This is a genomic window from Salinarimonas rosea DSM 21201, from assembly GCF_000429045.1.
GTDB lineage: Bacteria > Pseudomonadota > Alphaproteobacteria > Rhizobiales > Beijerinckiaceae > Salinarimonas > Salinarimonas rosea.
Map to the genome: position 1 here is coordinate 1 of NZ_AUBC01000018.1, position 15,515 is coordinate 15,515.

Below are 15,515 nucleotides of genomic sequence, written 5' to 3' on the forward strand. Positions count from 1 at the left end.
CCGGCACCCGGACGTGCTAGCCCGGAAGCGGGCACCGCGCAAGAACGGCGGTCCGGTTGCGCGGAGCGAAAAACTTCTTCTACGCTGCCGGCTCGAACGCCGGCCGGAGGGGAGCGCGATGCGGCTCGTGGCGATATCCGAGGAGCGGCCCGGGCCGAAGTGGCAGGCGCGGTTCGAGGCGCTCTGGCCGCGCTATCGCCCCTGGTTCGCGCCCGCCGCCGACGACCCGCCCCTCGCCGCGCGCCGCGCCGCGCTCGCCGCGCACATGCCCGAGCTCGTCCCGGCCTGGGAGCGCGCCTGCGCGCTCGCGGGCGACGATCCCGCCGCGCACGCCCTCCTCACCGGGTGGGCGCCCCCGCCGGTGGTGACCGGGTGTTCGGTGGCGATCGCGCCGGAGGCGGAGCCGGTGATGATCCGCAACTACGACTTCACCTCGGGATTCTTCGAGGGCACGCTCCAGCACGGCCGCTGGGCCGGCGGGCCGACGGTGATCGCCTCGAGCGAGGCGCTGTTCGGCGCGCTCGACGGCGTCAACGACGCGGGCCTCGCCGCCGCGCTCACCTTCGGCGGGCGGCCGGTGGTCGGGGCGGGCTTCGGCAATCCCTGGCTCGTGCGCTACGTGCTCGAGACCTGCGCCACCGTGCCGGAGGCGATCGCGGCGCTGACGCGCATCCCCTCCGCCATGGCGACGAACATCGTCGTGCTCGACCGCACCGGCGCCCATGCCGTGGCGATGCTCGCACCGGACCGCGAGCCCCTGGTGCTCGACCGTCCGGTGGTGACCAATCACCAGCGCGCACCGGAGTGGCCGGCGGGGGACGCGGCGAGCGAGACGGTGCTTCGCTGCGATCTGCTGACCCGCCTGCGCGAGACGCCCGGCACCGGGCGCGCCGAGATGATCCGCGCCTTCCTCGCCCCGCCGATCCTGAGGCGCGACTTCGCGGGCGTGATGGGCACGTTCTACACCGCCGTCCTTCGCCCCGCCGCCGGCGCCGTCGACTATCTCTGGCCGGACCGGCCGGCGTGGTCTCAAGCCGTCGGCGCCTTCGAGGAGGGCGCGCGCGAGATCCCGGGCTGAGGTGGGGCTTCACTCGCGCCAGAAGCCGGGCGTGAGCAGGATCAGCACCGTGAACAGCTCGAGCCGCCCGAGCAGCATGGCGAAGGTGAGCACCCATTTCGCGGCGTCCGGCAGCGGCGCGAAGTTGCCGGCGGGCCCGATGATCGGCCCGAGCCCGGGGCCGACATTGGCGAGCGCCGTCACCGAGGCGCTGATCGCGGTGACGAAGTCGAGGCCGATCGCCATCAGGACCAGGGTGATCAGGCTGTAGCAGATGAAGAACAGCGAGAAGAACACCACCACCGAGGCGACGACGTCGTCCGGCAGCGGCCGCCCCGCATAGGTGCGCGGGAAGACGCCGTGCGGGTAGATCAGCCGGCGGAAATGCGCGCGCAGCATCTGCGCCATGATCTCGAAGCGGAAGATCTTCATGCCGCCCGAGGTCGAGCCGGTGCAGCCGCCGATGAAGGTCAGCGCGAAGAAGAGACCGACCGCGAGATTGCCCCAGACGAGATAGTCGGTCGAGGCGTAGCCCGTCGTCGTCACGACGGAGACGACGTTGAACGCCGCGTGCCGCGCGGCCTCTCCCGGCGCGTAGCCGTGCGTGACGACGAGCCAGGTGGCGAGCAGCGTCGAGACGCAGACGAGGAGGAGGACGAGCGTGCGCACCTGGCTGTCGAGGAAGACCGCGCCCTCGCTGCGCAGGAGGCGGATGTAGAGCACGAAGGGCAGAGCACCCGCCAGCATGAAGGCGATGGCGATCCACTGGGTCCCGGGCCCGAAGCCGCCCATCGAGAGATCCGTCGTGGAATAGCCACCCGTCGAGACGGTGGTGAGCGCGTGCGCCACCGCGTCGAAAGGCGTCATCCCCGCGAGCCAGTAGAGCGCCGCGCACAGGGCGGTGAGGCCGACATAGACCGCAGCGATGGCGGCGGCGATGTCGCGCACCCGCGGCAGCACCTTCTCGGAGCGATCCGACGACTCGGTGCGGAAGAGCTGCATGCCGCCCACCCCGAGCGCGGGCAGGATCGCGATCGCGGTGGCGATGATGCCGATGCCGCCGAGCCATTGCAGGATCGCGCGCCACAGGAGCACGCCCGGCGGCGCCGAATCGAGCCCGACGATCACGGTGGAGCCCGTGGTCGTGAGCCCCGACATCGATTCGAAGAAGGCGTTGGTGAAGCTGTCGCGCAGCTGCGCATAGTCCGAGGCGTAGAGCGGCAGCGCCGCGAACAGGGCGACCGCCGTCCAGGTCGCGGGCGTGAGGATGAAGGCCTGGCGGATCGTCAGCCCGCCGCGCAGGCCTCCGCGCCCCGCCACCACCAGGAGCGCGCCCGCGCCCGCGGTGAGGCCCGCGGAGACCGCGAAGGCCCGCCAGTCCGGGTTTCGAGCCCAGAGATCGACCGCCATCGGCAGCACCATCGCGGCCGCCAGCGCGAGCAGGGTCCCGCCGACGAGCGAGGCGACCGGTGCGAGGGCGGGGACGGTGAGGCCGAGGCTCTTCGTGCGCTGCATGGGAACGGCTCGCGTGAACGGAGCCGCTTCTAGCACGGACCCGGCTCGGTGGAAGCGCCGGCGAGCCGTGGTCGTCGCCGGGCCTTCAAAAGCCACCGGCCGCGCACCATAACGCTCGTGGCGCCGTCGCGCTCCGGAGTCCCGTTCCCATGTCCGTCCTCGCCGAGAGCCGGCCCGCCCCCGACGCCCACGGTCGTCCCGCCCGCGTCCTCCTCCTCGTCAATCCGCACAGCCGGCGCGGCGCGGCGTGCCTGGACGCGGTCGCCGCCGCCCTCGAAGGGCACGGAATCGCGGTGCTCGCGGAGACGTTCTCGGCGGCCCGCGAGGTGTCGGACGACATCCGGCGGTGCGCGGGGGAGGTCGACGCGGTCGTCGTCTGCGGCGGCGACGGGACGGTGAACGCGGCGCTGCCCGGCATCCTGGAGACCGGCCTGCCGCTCGGCGTCGCGCCCTGCGGCACGGCCAACGACTTCGCCCGCACGCTCGGCCTCCCGGCCGACCCCGTCGCCGCGATGGCCGCGGTCGCCGCCGGGCTCACGCGCCCCGTCGACCTCGGCGTGGTGAACGGGCGGCCGTTCCTCAACGTCGCCTCGATCGGGCTCTCCGTGGATCTCGCCAAGGCCCTGTGCAAGCGCCGCAAGCGCATCTGGGGACGGCTCGCCTATGCGCTAGCGGCGATCCGCGTGGCGATACGGGCGCGGCCCTTCACGGCGACGATCGTGTCGGGCTCCGGCGAGGTGCGCGCCAAGACCTACCAGGTCGCGGTGGGCAACGGCCGCTACTACGGCGGCGGCATGGTCGTCGAGGAGACGGCGGCGATCGACGACGGCACGCTCGACCTCTACTCGCTCGAGACCCGCAACGTCTGGCGCCTCGCGCTGATGCTGCGCTGCTTCGCCAAGGGTGCCCACGGGGCCTGGGCGGACGTGCGCACGGAGCGCTGCGTCGATTTCGAGGTGCGCACCCGCACCCCGCGGGACGTCAACGCCGACGGCGAGATCGTCGCGACGACGCCCGCGCGCTTCTCGATCCGGCCGCGGGCGATCCGCGTGTTCGCGCCCTGACCGAGCCGAGGCGCAGCTCAGACGTGCTGGCCGCCGTTGATGTGCAGCTCCGCGCCGTTCACGTAGGAGCTCGCGTCGGTGCACAGGAAGTAGATCGCCTTGGCGACCTCGTCGGGCGTACCGAGGCGGCGCATGGGGATCTGCTCGACGATCTTCTCGGTGCCCGGCGAGAGTATCGAGGTGTCGATCTCGCCCGGCGAGATCGCGTTGACGCGCACCCCGAGCGGCCCGAAATCGCTCGCGAGCTCGCGGGTCAGCGCCGCGAGCCCGGCCTTGGATGTGGAGTAGGCGGCGCCGGCGAAGGGATGCACGTTGGCGCCGGCGATCGAGGTGACGTTCACGATCGAGCCGCGGGCCCGCTCGAGCTCCGCACGCAGGCCCTGCGCCAGCAGCACGGTGGCGAACAGGTTCACCTGGAACACGTGCGCCCAGGTCTCGAAGGGCGTGCCGAGCGCGCTCAGCCGCGACCCGCCGGGGCCCTTGGGCGAGATGCCGGCGTTGTTGACGAGCGCGTGCAGGACGGCGCCCTCCAGCTCGAGCCGGCTGCGCACGTCGGCGATGGCGCGCATCGTGTCCTCGGCGCTGGAGAGGTCGACCTGGAGGTGATCCTCCGGCCCCATCTCCCAGGGGCAGTTCTCGGGGAACGCGTGGCGCGACGCGGTGATGACGCGCCAGCCGGCGGCGGAGAAGCGCTTGACCGTCGCATGGCCGATGCCGCGGCTCGCTCCGGTCAGGAGCATGATGCGGCGGGGAGCGTTGGGAATGCGGGGTTCTTGCACGGGAGCCTCGTCCGAAGGGAGCGAGCGGGAAGCTAGCACGGAAGCGGGCGGCTGCCACGTCTGCATGTGGCGCGATATGCATCCCGCATCCGCATGCGCTTCATGCATGAGCCAGGCGACGACCTGATGTTCATCGGCTGCCGGCTGCAACGGCGTGCGAGACGAGCCTTCGGCGTCACGTGCGCCGGCGGCCCCACAGCTCCTCCATCTCCAGGTAGGTGAAGGAGGCCGACCAGCCGATCAGCACGAGGCCGTTGAGCGCCGCGATCCCGGTGAGGAGCCGCATCGGGCCCGTCGGCCAGAGATCGCCGACGCCGAGCGTGGTGTAGCTCGTCAGCGAGAAGTAGACGAAGTCGGAGAAGCCGCCCGTCAGCGCCCCCTCGAGCCGCCCCAGCCCCCCGTGGTCGTGCATCGCCGCGAAGGCGGCGGCATAGAGCACAACGTCGAGGAGGTGCGCGAGCAGCACCGCCGCGATCACCACCAGGATGCGCAGCGGCCGTCGCAGCCGCAGGCGCGGCAGCGCGAGGGAGACGCGCCGCAGGATCTCGTAATGGATCGTGACGGTGGCGCAGACGAGCGCCGTCGCGATGGCGAGCGTGGCGAGCACGGCGTGGCGCTCTCAGGCGATCGGCGCGGGTGCCTTCGCCGTCGCGCCGATCTTGGAGGCCGCGATCACCGCCTGCGTGCGGCTCTCGACGCCGAGCTTCTGCAGGATGGCGGAGACGTGCGCCTTCACGGTCGCCTCGGAGACGCCGAGCTCGTAGGCGATCTGCTTGTTGAGGAGCCCCTCGGACAGCATCATCAGCACGCGCACCTGCTGGGGCGTGAGCGTCGCCATGCGCTTGGCGATCTCGGCCGCCTCGTCGTCGTCGTCCGCGGCGAGATCGACGTCCGGCGGCGTCCAGCTGTCGCCGGCGAGCACCGCCTGCACGGCGGCGCCGATGGCGGCGGTGTCGAGCGACTTCGGGATGAAGCCCGACGCCCCGAAGCCGACGGCGCGGCGGATGACCACCGGATCCTCGTTGGCCGAGACGATCACGACCGGGATGTCCGGGTGCTGGGCGCGCAGGTAGATGAGGCCGGAATAGCCCTGGACGCCCGGCATCGTCAGGTCGAGCAGGACGAGGTCGACGTCGGACACGTCGGCGAGCGTCGCGGTGAGCTCGTCGAGCCCGCCCGCCTCGATCACCCGCGCGTCGGCGAGGACGCCGGTGACGGCCTGGCGCAGCGCGCCGCGAAAGAGCGGATGGTCGTCCGCGATCACGATCGTCGTGCCAGCCTTCTCCACGCGCACCTCCCGAACCCGCCCCGCGGCCCGGCCGAGCCGGGCCTCGAGCGACGGAAAGCGGAATTCCGCAGCCGGCGCAAGAGGGGGCGAACACGCAGGCACGCCGAATCGGCCTCGCATGCCGCCGCTCAGCCCCGCTCCGCCGGTGCCTCGACCCTGCGCGGCGCGTCGGGATCGCGCCGCACCGCGCGCGCGAGCGGCACGTCGCACAGCGGCATCGCGATCCCGTCCCATTCCGCGCGCCCGGCGAAGAGCCCGCGAGCGACGAAATGCGGGTCGCACGCCGCCTCCTCCAGCGTGCGCACGACGGTCGCGCAGCAATCGAGCGGCTCCAGACTCGTGCGCCAGTGCGCGCCGTCGCGGGCGCGGACGATCGCCGCGATCGCCGCCTTGGTGGCGGCGGGGTCGCGGGCGTCGTCGCGCAGCTCCGGCGCGAGGCCGAGCCCCTCGCAGGCGCGCGCCCAGAACTTGTCCTCCAGCGCGCCGAGCGCGACGTAGCCGCCGTCCGCCGTGGCGTAGAGCCCGTAGCGCGGGCTTCCGCCGGTCAGCAGCCCGTCGTGCGGCCCGGGCGCACGCCCCGCCGCCGCCATCTGCGCCCGCGCCAGCCAGGCGAAGGTCGCCATCGCGTCCGTCATCGCGACGTCGAGGAAGGTCCCCTCGCCGGTGAGGTCGCGCAGGCGCAGCGCCAGCAGGACGTCGATCACGGCCGGCATCGCGCCGCCGGCGATGTCCGCGACGAGCGCGGCCGGCGTCGCCGGGTGGTCCGGCGCGCCCGGCGCCAGCGAAAGGAGGCCGCCGAGCGCCTGGTAGTTGATGTCGTGCCCCGCCTCCCCCGCCCGCGGCCCCTCCTGCCCGTAGCCGGTGATGGCGCAGACGATCAGGCGCGGGTTGAGCGCGCGGAGCGCGTCGCGGCCGAGCCCGAGCCGGTCCATCACGCCGGGGCGCATCTGCTCGACGAGCACGTCCGCCTCGCCCACGAGGGCCTCGAGCCGCGCACGGTCCGCGGGATCCTTCAGGTCGAGCGGGAGGATCTCCTTGCCGGCGTTGAGCATGGCGAAGGGAACGGAGCGACCCTCGACGAACGGGGCGAAGCCGCGCATGTCCTCCCCGCCCGGCCGCTCGATCTTGATCACCCGCGCGCCCGCCTCCGCCAGGATGAGGGTCGCGAGCGGCCCGGGCAGGAGGGTCGAGAGATCGAGGACGGTGACGCCCTCGAGCGGCAGGCGGCGTGCGGCCATGCGGTCGGCTCCTCCCGGCCTCAGAACAGGTCGTGCGGGAGCATGCCCGTCTCGATCAGCCAGAGGAAGCCCGTCAGCGTCACGACGGACGCGATCGTGCCCACGAGCACGCAGGCCGAGGCGCGCTCGACGCCGACGCCGTACTGGGTCGAGATCACGAAGATGTTGAGCGCCGGCGGCAGCGCCGCCATCACGATCGCGGCGAACACCCAGGGCGGGGCGAAGTCGCCCACCACGGAGAGCAGCACCCAGACGATGAGCGGATGCACGACGAGCTTGACGACGACGAGGATCGGCACCTCCACGGGGATCTTCCGCGCGCGCTCGCCGGGCCTCGCGGTCTTCGTCCCGGCCGGCGCCGCCGGCGCCGGCGCGGGCCGGAGCGCCACCGTCACGCCGAGCAGGAACAGCGCGCTGGGCGCTGCCGCGTTCGAGAGCCACAGCGTCATCTTGTCGATGGCGGTGGGCGGCGTCCAGGCGAAGTAGCTCGCGCCGACGCCGATCATCGTCGCCACGTTGAACGGGTGCGTCGCGATCCGGAAGGCGACCTCGCCGGCGGTGGCGAGCATGCCCTTCTTCTCGACGCCCGCCACCGCCATCAGGAAGGGCACGAGCGAGAACAGAAGGAGCGAATCGAACACGAAGATCAGGACGACCGGCGGGCTCGCCGCCGGCCCCAGCGCGGCGAGCACGAGCGGCGGGCCCATGTAGCCGATGTTCGAGTAGGAGCCCGCGACCCCCTGCATCACCGATTGCGGCATGTCGCGGGTCACGAGCATGCCCACCGCGAAGGCGATCGAGAAGGCGATGTAGGTCGAAAGCGTGGTGACCGCGATGAACGGCCAGTTCGCCAGCTCGGAGAGCGGCTCGCCCGCGATCAGCCGGAAGAACAGGCACGGCAGCGAGACGTAGATGAGGAAGAACTGCATCCACGACAGCCCGCTCGCCGGGCGCGGCACGAAGCGTCCGCAGGCCCAGCCCAGCGCGATCAGGCCGAAGAAGGGGGCGAGGAGGTCGAGGAGCCCGACGAGGTCGGACATGGGCTTTTCCGAAGGCTGCGCGGGGGAGGCGCGAGGGCTGGCGACGCGGGGCCCTCTCTCGCAAGGAAACGGCGGGTCCGCAATCGCAAAGGTCGCATGGCAGCCGTCCATCGGCTAATGGTCCCGTGGTCGGGCACGGGCTATGTCCTCTCCTCGCCAGCCATGGGAGATCCGCATGAAGAGCCCCCGCCGCTTCTACCAGCCGCTCGCGCTCGGCGCGCCGGAGCCCTACCGCGAGCTGCCCGTGCGGCTCGAGCGGATGATCCACTTCGTGCCGCCCCACGTCGAGAAGGTCCGTGCCAAGGTGCCGGAGCTGATCCGCCGTGTGGACGTGATCCTCGGCAACCTGGAGGACGCGATCCCCGCGGACGCCAAGGAGGCGGCGCGGGCGGGCTTCATCGCCATGGCGCGCGACAGCGACTTCGGCGACACCGGGCTCTGGACGCGCGTGAATGCGCTGAACTCCCCCTGGTTCCTGGACGACGTGATGGAGATCGTCGCGGCGGTGGGGAGCAAGCTCGACGTGATCATGCTGCCCAAGGTCGAGGGGCCGTGGGACATCCACTACGTCGACCAGCTCCTCGCCCAGCTCGAGGCGCGGCACGGGGTGGAGAAGCCGATCCTCGTCCACGCCATCCTGGAGACGGCCGAGGGGGTGAAGAACGTCGACGCCATCGCCGCCGCCTCGCCGCGCATGCACGGCATGAGCCTCGGCCCCGCCGATCTGGCCGCATCGCGCGGCATGAAGACGACGCGCGTCGGCGGCGGCCATCCGGACTACCGGGTGCTCTCGGATCCCGGCGGCGATGCGCCGCGCGCCTCGGCCCAACAGGACCTGTGGCACTACACGATCGCGCGCATGGTCGACGCCTGCGTCTCGAACGGGCTCTCGGCGTTCTACGGTCCCTTCGGCGACTTCTCGGACCCCGACGCCTGCGAGGCGCAGTTCCGAAACGCCTACCTCCTCGGCTGCGCCGGCGCCTGGTCGCTGCACCCGAGCCAGATCGCCATCGCCGAGCGTGTCTTCGCGCCGGAGGTGGAGGAGGTGCTGTTCGCCAGGAAGATCCTCGATGCGATGCCCGACGGCACCGGGGCCGTGATGATCGACGGCAAGATGCAGGACGATGCCACCTGGAAGCAGGCGAAGGTCATCTTCGACCTGGCGACAATCGTGGCGCGCAAGGACCCCGAGCTCGGCGCCGCCTACGGGCTCTGAGGCCGGGCGGAGGCGCGCGTGCGCATGTCGCGCGCTCGGGTTTGAAAGCTCGACGCACGCGGCCTATCTTGGCGGGCTGGAGGTGAGGCTCGCCAATGACGCTTCGTGTCGCCAAGTTCGCCATCGGCCAGGTCGTGCGCCACCGGATCTATCCGTTCCGGGGCATCGTCTTCGACGTGGACCCGGTCTTCGCCAACACCGAGGAATGGTGGCTCGCCATCCCCGCCGAGATGCGCCCGCGCAAGGACCAGCCGTTCTACCACCTGCTCGCCGAGAACGCGCAGACGGAGTACGTCGCCTACGTCTCCGAGCAGAACCTCGTGCCCGATACCTCCGACGAGCCCCTGCGCCACCCGATGATCGCCAACATGTTCGAACGCGGGGCGGACGGAAGCTACCGGGCGAAGGCGGTGGCGGCGAATTGAGCCGCCGACGTCCGTCTCGCCACGAAAAACGCCGGGCGCGAGGCCCGGCGTCTCGTCTCTCGTCGGCGGGCGGTGCCGCTCACTGCGGGGCGGCGGCTCCGCTCTCCTGCTCGAGGCGCTGGCGCAGCTCCTCGGAGCGGCGCTGGAGCTCCTCCTGCAGGCGGCGCTGCTGGGCCTCGAGCTCGGCCGGGTCGATCGGGTCGCCGTCCCAGCCGGCGGTGAAGCCGGTGAGCGGGACCTGGAAGGTCACGACCTGCGCGTTCTGGTTCTGCACCGAGATGTTGAGGTTCGCGCCCGCCTTCATCTGGTCGACCATCTGCTGCGTGATCTGCGCCTCGGCGAAGCAGCCGTTCGGGAAGCAGACCGCGTAGGCGCCGTTCGTCGCCGCGTTCTGGTCCGCCGCGAAGCGGATGCCGGGCTGCAGCAGCAGGCCGAGCGGCATCAGGAAGCGGGCGACGAGCTGGTCCTCCTGCCCCTCCGGCGCGTCGATGTCGTAGATCGCGACCGCGAGCACGGGCTGGCCCTGGTCGGAGACGAAGTCGCGGGTGGTGTAGCAGATCTCGGCGCCGGACGCCTGGTCCTGGCCGCACAGCTTGGTCCAGCCCGTCTGCGAGGGCTCGGGCACCACCGGCACCACGTTGGGCTGGCCGGGCTGGGGCGCCTGAGGGGCGGGGGCGGGGGCAGGGGCGGTCTGGGCCGAGGCCGCGAGCGGCGCGAGCGCGCCGGCCGCCACGGCGAGGGCGGTCACGAAGCCGAGGCCCCGCTTGCGCGCGATTCGTGCCGGAAACGACATCCTGAAGTCCTCTTTCACGTCCGGAGGAAGGTGTGGCGGGGCGGGCGAGGCGCTCGTCCTGCCCGGGCGCGCCGCTCATCGTCGCGCATTGAGGCGATGGCGTGGCGCGGCCCGCGCCCTTTTAGCGGCTCGCGCCGGCATATTCCAGTCGTTAACGCTATTCTCGTCTATGCTAGCGTAAACGCGCCGAATCGCGCCCGCCCGAAGCCGCGACGGAGGAAGAGCCTCGTGCCCACACGCCCGCACCCCCTTCGCCAGCCGACGATCCTGCCCGCGCTCGCGTCCGGCCTGCGCCGCGCGGCGCTCGCCGCAGGGCTGGTCGCGACACTGATCGCCGCGCCGGTGGCCGCCCAGGACACGAGCGGGTATTCCGCCGAGGAGCTGGCGCCGCGCCACGGCATCGCCATGCACGGCGAGCCGGAGCTCGGCCCCGACTTCAGCCATTTCCCCTACGCGGCGCCGGACGCGCCGACGGGCGGTCGCGTCGCGATGGCGCTGCAGGGCACGTTCGACGGGCTGAACCCGACGATCGTGCTCGGCGTGGCGCCGGACCTCGCCCAGAAATTCGTCTGGGAGAGCCTGATGCAGCGCTCCCTCGACGAGCCCTTCACGCTCTACGGCCTCGTCGCGCGCAGCGTCGTGATGCCCGAGGACCGCTCGTTCGCCGAGTTCGCGCTCGACCCCCGCGCCACCTTCTCCGACGGCGCGCCGCTGACGGCGCAGGACGTGAAGACCTCCTTCGAGCTCCTGCGCGAGAAGGGCAAGCCCTACTTCCGCGGCAACTTCGGCAAGGTCGCCGCGGTGGAGGTGATCGACGACCACACGATCCGCTTCGACTTCGGCGACAGCGGCGACCGCGAGCTGCCGCTGCTGATCGCGATGATGCCGATCTTCGCGACCCACACGATCGATCCCGAGACCTTCGACCAGACCTCGCTCACGCCGCCGATCGGCTCGGGGCCCTACGCGTTCGCCCAGGTCGTGCCCGGCGAGCGCGTCGTGCTGCGCCGGCGCGACGACTACTGGGGCGCGGACCTGCCGGTGAACCGCGGGCTGAACAAGCCCGACGAGATCCGCTACGAGTTCTTCCGCGACGCCAACACGATGTTCGAGGGCTTCAAGACCGGGGTCTACGACCTGCGCGTCGAGGGCGACGCCACGCGCTGGGCGACCGGCTACGACTTCCCGGCGGTGCGGGACGGGCGCATCGTCAAGGAGGAAGTGCCCCAGCGCACGCCGCAGGGGATGAACGGCTTCGTCTTCAACACGCGCAAGGACATCTTCGCCGACCGGCGCGTGCGGCAGGCTCTGGGCCATCTCTACGATTTCGAGTGGGTGAACCGGAACCTGCTCTTCGGCCTCTTCCAGCGCGCGGGCTCCTATTTCGACGGGTCGGACCTCTCGGCCCGTGGGCGCCCGGCGAGCGAGGCGGAGCAGGCGCTGCTCGCGCCCTTCGCCGACGCGGTCCTGCCGGAGGTGATGGACGGCACCTGGCAGCCGCCGACGGGCGACGGCTCGGGCCGCGACCGCGCCCAGATCCGCGAGGCCATGCGCCTCCTCGCCGAGGCCGGCTGGCGGCTCCAGGACGGCGTCATGCGCAACGCCGAGACCGGCGCGCCGATGACCTTCGAGTTCCTGGCGGTCAACCGCCAGCAGGAGCGGCTGGCGCTGAACTTCGCCGATGCGCTCGGGCGCGTCGGCATCGCCATGTCGATCCGGCTCGTGGACGACGCGCAATACTGGCGCCGTCTGGCCGACTTCGACTACGACATGATCCAGTGGACGTGGCCGGCCTCGCTGTCGCCGGGCAACGAGCAGGTCAACCGCTGGACGAGCGCCGCCGCCGAACGCTCCGGCTCGCTGAACTTCGCCGGCGCCCGCGAGCCGGGGATCGACGCGATGATCGCGGCGATGCTCGCCGCCACCGAGCGCGACGACTTCGTCGACGCCGTGCGGGCGCTCGACCGGCTGCTGATCTCGGGCATCTACGTCGTGCCGCTCCACATCCAGGCGAACACCTGGCTCGCCTACGACGCGGGCCTCGAGCGGCCGGACCCGGCACCGCTGCGCGGGCTGCCGATCGAGGTCTGGCGCCGCAGCGGAGGCTGAGCGCGGGTGCGCAGCGAGGGAGGGGGCATGGCGGCGACGGCGATCGAGGGTGCGCGGGAGGCGGGCGGCGCGCGCGACCACGCGACGGCGGCGACGGCGGTGACCGCGCGGCCGGCAGGGCTCGGCGGGCTTTTCGCGGAGCGCGCGGCGCAGACGCCCGGCGTGCTCGCCTTCGTCGACCAGGCGGGGCGCGAGGCCTGGTGCGGGCGCCCGCGCATCGCCTGGAGCTACGGCGCGGCGCTGCCGATGATCGAGCGCCTCGCGGCCTTCTTCGCGGGCCTCGGGCTGGCGCCGGAGGCCCCGGTGGCGGTATGCCTGCCCGCCGGCTCCGAGACCCTGCTGACGCTGCTCGCGCTGGAGCGCGCGGGCCTGACGCCCTGCCTCCTGCCGCTCGCCTGGCCCCGCGACGACCTCGCCCGTGCGGTGGAGGCGACCGGCGCGGTCGCCGTGGTGACGCAGAGCGCCGTCGGCGCGCTCAAGCCCGCCGAGACCTTCCGCGACATCGCCATGGGCTATTACGGCCTGCGCTTCGTCACGGCCTTCGGCCCGCAGCCCCCGGACGGCGTGCTCGATCTCGACCGGGTGATGATCGACGAGCGCCCGATCCTCGCCGGCGGCGGCGAGAGCGCCGGCGACAGGGCCGGCCGCACCCCGGAGGGGTCGGCGGCGCGCGAGCCCGGCATCGTCACCCTCGCGCTGCGGGGCGCGGAGATCGAGGCCGCGTTTCGGCCGGCCTCCTCCTGGATCGCGGCGGCCCGCGCCTTCCTCGAGGTCGCGCAGTACCAGCCGCACGAGCGGATCGTGCATCTCGTCGCCCCCGACGACCTGATGGGCCTCGCCACCGGCTTCGTCGCCGCGCTCCTGACGGGCGCGCCGCTCGAGCTGCACGGGCTCTTCGACGGCCCGGCGCTCGCCGCCAGCCTCGCGCGCGGGGAGCCGACGCGGCTCGTGGCGCCGGGCTGGATGGAGGGCGCGCTCGCCGCGACGGCGCTGCCGGCGAGCGTGCGGGGCCTCGTCCTCCTGCACGCCGCTCCGACGCGCTTCCGGGCGCGTGCCGCCGCCGCGGGGCCGATCGTCGACGTCCTGGCGCTCGAGCCGTGGGCGCTCCTCACCCACCCGCGGGCCCGCGGGGGGCAGGTGGCGCTGCGCCTCGACGCCCGCTCCGGGGCCGATGCGGACCCGCTTGTGCGCCGCGACGACGAGGGCCGCCTCTCGGTGCGCGGCGCATCCACGCAGGCGCGGCGGGTCGTGCGCGGGCAGGTCGAGGCGGATCTGCCGGACTGGCGCGAAACCTCTTGGCGCGCGGACGTTTTCGCCGGGATCGTGATCGGCGTGTCCTGACCCCCGCGCCGGGCGACCGGCGGCGCCGGCGACGACGCAGGCGGCACGCCGCAGCGCACAATTTCAGCGCCCGTGCGGAGCTTTCGGGGTGGAACGGTGATGCGAAATGTGCGTTGATGAGTCGGCTCCGGACGACGGGGTCGCGAGACCGGCCGGGACGATGACCCCTCTCCAACGCATCCTGATCGTCGACGACGGCGACCGCGACGCCGACGCCGCGCTCTCCGCGGAGCTCGCGGAGCTGGGCTACGCCTCCGTCACGGCCTCGCTCGACGCCGCCGACGAGGTCCTCGCCGTGATCCCGACGCCCTCGGCGATCGTCGTGCAGATCCCCCGCGGCGCCAGCGCCGCGTCCCGGGCGCGCTTCCAGAACCTGGCCGACCGCCTGTCCGAACGCCGCGGCGACGCCGGGCCGCCCGTCATCGTCGTCGACGCGGCGAGCCTCTCGGCGTCCGGCGCCTTCGCCCGCATCCTCGAGAGCCAGGTCGGCACCGGCGCCTTCGCGGGCCCCGCGCGCTGACTCTCGGTCGCGGCACGTCGGACACCGAGCCCGCCGCGTGTCGGGCCCGCCCCCGATCGCTCGAAATTCGCGCCTGCCGGCAAGCCCACCTTAACCATGGGCGCGCATGATGCCTCCGTTCTCAAGTCCGCGCTGGAGGCGCTCATGTTCGGCTCGGGCCGTCCCTCGATCATCTTCACGACGCTCAAGATCGTGATCGTCGTCGGCGCGCTGAGCTGGATCGCCGCCGACTGGGTCTCGCAGGGCTTCGACCGCGACGCGCTCGCCCGGCTCGCCGCAGACCGCGACGTCGGGCGCGAGCCGCTGATCACGGGCTCGCTCGGTCTCGATCGCGTGCGCCTCGACCCCTGCGGCGACGCCCCCGCCCGGTGATCGGCGCCGGCCCTCGGCGGATCAGGTCGCCCCGAGCCAGGCCTCCAGCGCCGCCTCGACCCGCTCCGGCCGCTCCAGCGTCGAGAGGTGGCCGCAGGCGGGGATGCGCGTGAGCGTCGCCCATTCGATCGCCTCCGCCATCTCCTCGGCGACCCCGGGCGGCGTGATCGCATCGCTCTCCCCCACGGCGACGAGGGTCGGCATCTCGAGGCTCGGCAGCAGCGGGCGCTGGTCCGCGCGTGCCATGATGGCGCGCTGCTGGCGGGCGAACGCGTCCGGCCCGACCTCCCGGGCCATGTCCGTCACGATCGCGCGCAGGCGCGCGTCGGCGAGCCGGTCCGGCGCCGGCAGGCGCTGCCAGAGCAGGTCGATCACCTCCTCGAAGCGCCCGGCCTGCGCCAGCGCCACGAGCCGCCGACGCGTCTCGCTCGCCTCCGGCGTCTCCGGCCGCGCGCTCGTGTCGAGGAGCGCGAGGCGCCGCACGCGCCCCGGTTCTCGGCGCGCGACCTCGAGCGCGACGTAGCCGCCCATCGACAGGCCGACGAGCGAGAGCGGACCCTCCGGAGCCTCGGCGAGCAGCCGCTGCGCCATCGCGGCGATCGTGTCGTCCCGGGTGGTGTCCGCGACATGCGTCTTCCCGTGCCGCGCGAGCACCGGCATCTGCGGCGCGAACAGCGCTCCCGTGCACAGGAGGCCGGGAATCAGGACGAAGTGTTCCATTTCGGCCTCCGCGTGGCCTGCAGACGATTGACAAGGGG

Annotated in this window: 16 protein-coding genes; 8 read left to right on the forward strand and 8 right to left on the reverse strand. The window is 72.8% G+C overall.

Annotated elements, in window-relative coordinates:
• The first annotated feature begins 127 nt into the window (after nt 1–127).
• On the forward strand, nt 128–1,078 hold the full coding sequence (locus tag G407_RS0114730) for a C45 family autoproteolytic acyltransferase/hydrolase (RefSeq protein WP_210163047.1): 951 nt from the start codon (nt 128–130) through the stop codon (nt 1,076–1,078).
• A gap of 9 nt (nt 1,079–1,087) precedes the next feature.
• On the opposite strand, the gene G407_RS0114735 is transcribed toward G407_RS0114730, so the two are convergent.
• Nucleotides 1,088–2,572 carry a TrkH family potassium uptake protein gene (locus tag G407_RS0114735; RefSeq protein ID WP_029029152.1) on the reverse strand — a complete coding sequence of 495 codons (1,485 nt, stop codon included), beginning with the start codon at nt 2,570–2,572 and terminating at the stop codon, nt 1,088–1,090.
• Between the two features lie 149 nt (nt 2,573–2,721).
• On the opposite strand from G407_RS0114735, the gene G407_RS0114740 reads away from it, so the two are divergent.
• Entirely contained in the window at nt 2,722–3,636 is a 915-nt protein-coding gene (locus G407_RS0114740; protein ID WP_029031423.1) for a lipid kinase, read from the forward strand.
• A gap of 17 nt (nt 3,637–3,653) precedes the next feature.
• On the opposite strand, the gene G407_RS0114745 is transcribed toward G407_RS0114740, so the two are convergent.
• From G407_RS0114745 to G407_RS0114765, 5 genes are all read right to left on the reverse strand, one after another.
• Nucleotides 3,654–4,376, reverse strand: coding sequence for an SDR family NAD(P)-dependent oxidoreductase (locus G407_RS0114745; RefSeq protein ID WP_029031424.1), 723 nt, complete (start codon nt 4,374–4,376; stop codon nt 3,654–3,656).
• A 214-nt stretch (nt 4,377–4,590) separates the two neighbouring features.
• The gene (locus G407_RS0114750; RefSeq protein WP_029031425.1) at nt 4,591–5,022 is read right to left on the reverse strand and encodes an ion channel; all 432 of its coding nucleotides are present in this window, start codon (nt 5,020–5,022) and stop codon (nt 4,591–4,593) included.
• A 12-nt stretch (nt 5,023–5,034) separates the two neighbouring features.
• Entirely contained in the window at nt 5,035–5,703 is a 669-nt protein-coding gene (locus tag G407_RS0114755; RefSeq protein WP_029031426.1) for a response regulator, read from the reverse strand.
• A 128-nt stretch (nt 5,704–5,831) separates the two neighbouring features.
• A complete protein-coding gene (locus tag G407_RS0114760) occupies nt 5,832–6,941 on the reverse strand; it encodes a CaiB/BaiF CoA transferase family protein (protein ID WP_029031427.1) in 1,110 nt (369 codons plus the stop codon).
• 20 nt (nt 6,942–6,961) lie between these two features.
• Nucleotides 6,962–7,981, reverse strand: coding sequence for an AEC family transporter (locus tag G407_RS0114765; protein WP_029031428.1), 1,020 nt, complete (start codon nt 7,979–7,981; stop codon nt 6,962–6,964).
• Nucleotides 7,982–8,156: 175 nt separating this feature from the next.
• On the opposite strand from G407_RS0114765, the gene G407_RS0114770 reads away from it, so the two are divergent.
• Together G407_RS0114770 and hspQ are read left to right on the forward strand one after the other, a co-directional pair.
• Nucleotides 8,157–9,197, forward strand: coding sequence for an HpcH/HpaI aldolase/citrate lyase family protein (locus G407_RS0114770; RefSeq protein ID WP_029031429.1), 1,041 nt, complete (start codon nt 8,157–8,159; stop codon nt 9,195–9,197).
• Between the two features lie 95 nt (nt 9,198–9,292).
• The gene (hspQ, locus tag G407_RS0114775) at nt 9,293–9,622 is read left to right on the forward strand and encodes a heat shock protein HspQ (RefSeq protein ID WP_029031430.1); all 330 of its coding nucleotides are present in this window, start codon (nt 9,293–9,295) and stop codon (nt 9,620–9,622) included.
• Nucleotides 9,623–9,701: 79 nt separating this feature from the next.
• On the opposite strand, the gene G407_RS0114780 is transcribed toward hspQ, so the two are convergent.
• Complete coding sequence (locus G407_RS0114780) at nt 9,702–10,415, reverse strand: invasion associated locus B family protein (protein WP_029031431.1); 714 nt, start codon at nt 10,413–10,415, stop codon at nt 9,702–9,704.
• Nucleotides 10,416–10,643: 228 nt separating this feature from the next.
• Between G407_RS0114780 and G407_RS0114785 the strand changes: the two genes are divergently transcribed.
• The 4 genes from G407_RS0114785 to G407_RS0114800 all read left to right on the forward strand — a co-directional run bounded on the left by G407_RS0114785 (nt 10,644) and on the right by G407_RS0114800 (nt 14,757).
• Nucleotides 10,644–12,524, forward strand: a complete 1,881-nt coding sequence (locus G407_RS0114785) for an extracellular solute-binding protein (RefSeq protein ID WP_245259095.1) — start codon at nt 10,644–10,646, stop codon at nt 12,522–12,524.
• Between the two features lie 27 nt (nt 12,525–12,551).
• Nucleotides 12,552–13,865 (forward strand): AMP-binding protein, encoded by a 1,314-nt coding sequence (locus G407_RS27895; protein WP_052341408.1) that lies wholly within the window; start codon nt 12,552–12,554, stop codon nt 13,863–13,865.
• A gap of 160 nt (nt 13,866–14,025) precedes the next feature.
• Nucleotides 14,026–14,385 (forward strand): hypothetical protein, encoded by a 360-nt coding sequence (locus tag G407_RS0114795; RefSeq protein WP_029031433.1) that lies wholly within the window; start codon nt 14,026–14,028, stop codon nt 14,383–14,385.
• 96 nt (nt 14,386–14,481) lie between these two features.
• Nucleotides 14,482–14,757: a hypothetical protein gene (locus tag G407_RS0114800; protein ID WP_029031434.1), complete on the forward strand. Its 276-nt coding sequence runs from the start codon at nt 14,482–14,484 to the stop codon at nt 14,755–14,757.
• Between the two features lie 21 nt (nt 14,758–14,778).
• Here G407_RS0114800 and G407_RS0114805 read toward each other — a convergent pair whose 3' ends face one another.
• Nucleotides 14,779–15,477, reverse strand: a complete 699-nt coding sequence (locus G407_RS0114805) for an alpha/beta fold hydrolase (protein ID WP_029031435.1) — start codon at nt 15,475–15,477, stop codon at nt 14,779–14,781.
• Nucleotides 15,478–15,515 lie beyond the last annotated feature (38 nt).

Bases quoted from the DNA above. Each gene is read 5' to 3' on its own strand.
- G407_RS0114770 (WP_029031429.1), top strand. From the start codon at position 8,157: ATGAAGAGCCCCCGCCGCTTCTACCAGCCGCTCGCGCTCGGCGCGCCG.
- G407_RS0114765 (WP_029031428.1), bottom strand. From the start codon at position 7,981: ATGTCCGACCTCGTCGGGCTCCTCGACCTCCTCGCCCCCTTCTTCGGC.
- G407_RS0114780 (WP_029031431.1), bottom strand. From the start codon at position 10,415: ATGTCGTTTCCGGCACGAATCGCGCGCAAGCGGGGCCTCGGCTTCGTG.
- G407_RS0114805 (WP_029031435.1), bottom strand. From the start codon at position 15,477: ATGGAACACTTCGTCCTGATTCCCGGCCTCCTGTGCACGGGAGCGCTG.
- G407_RS0114800 (WP_029031434.1), top strand. From the start codon at position 14,482: ATGGGCGCGCATGATGCCTCCGTTCTCAAGTCCGCGCTGGAGGCGCTC.
- G407_RS0114740 (WP_029031423.1), top strand. From the start codon at position 2,722: ATGTCCGTCCTCGCCGAGAGCCGGCCCGCCCCCGACGCCCACGGTCGT.
- G407_RS0114760 (WP_029031427.1), bottom strand. From the start codon at position 6,941: ATGGCCGCACGCCGCCTGCCGCTCGAGGGCGTCACCGTCCTCGATCTC.
- hspQ (WP_029031430.1), top strand. From the start codon at position 9,293: ATGACGCTTCGTGTCGCCAAGTTCGCCATCGGCCAGGTCGTGCGCCAC.
- G407_RS27895 (WP_052341408.1), top strand. From the start codon at position 12,552: ATGGCGGCGACGGCGATCGAGGGTGCGCGGGAGGCGGGCGGCGCGCGC.
- G407_RS0114735 (WP_029029152.1), bottom strand. From the start codon at position 2,572: ATGCAGCGCACGAAGAGCCTCGGCCTCACCGTCCCCGCCCTCGCACCG.
- G407_RS0114745 (WP_029031424.1), bottom strand. From the start codon at position 4,376: ATGCTCCTGACCGGAGCGAGCCGCGGCATCGGCCATGCGACGGTCAAG.
- G407_RS0114795 (WP_029031433.1), top strand. From the start codon at position 14,026: ATGACCCCTCTCCAACGCATCCTGATCGTCGACGACGGCGACCGCGAC.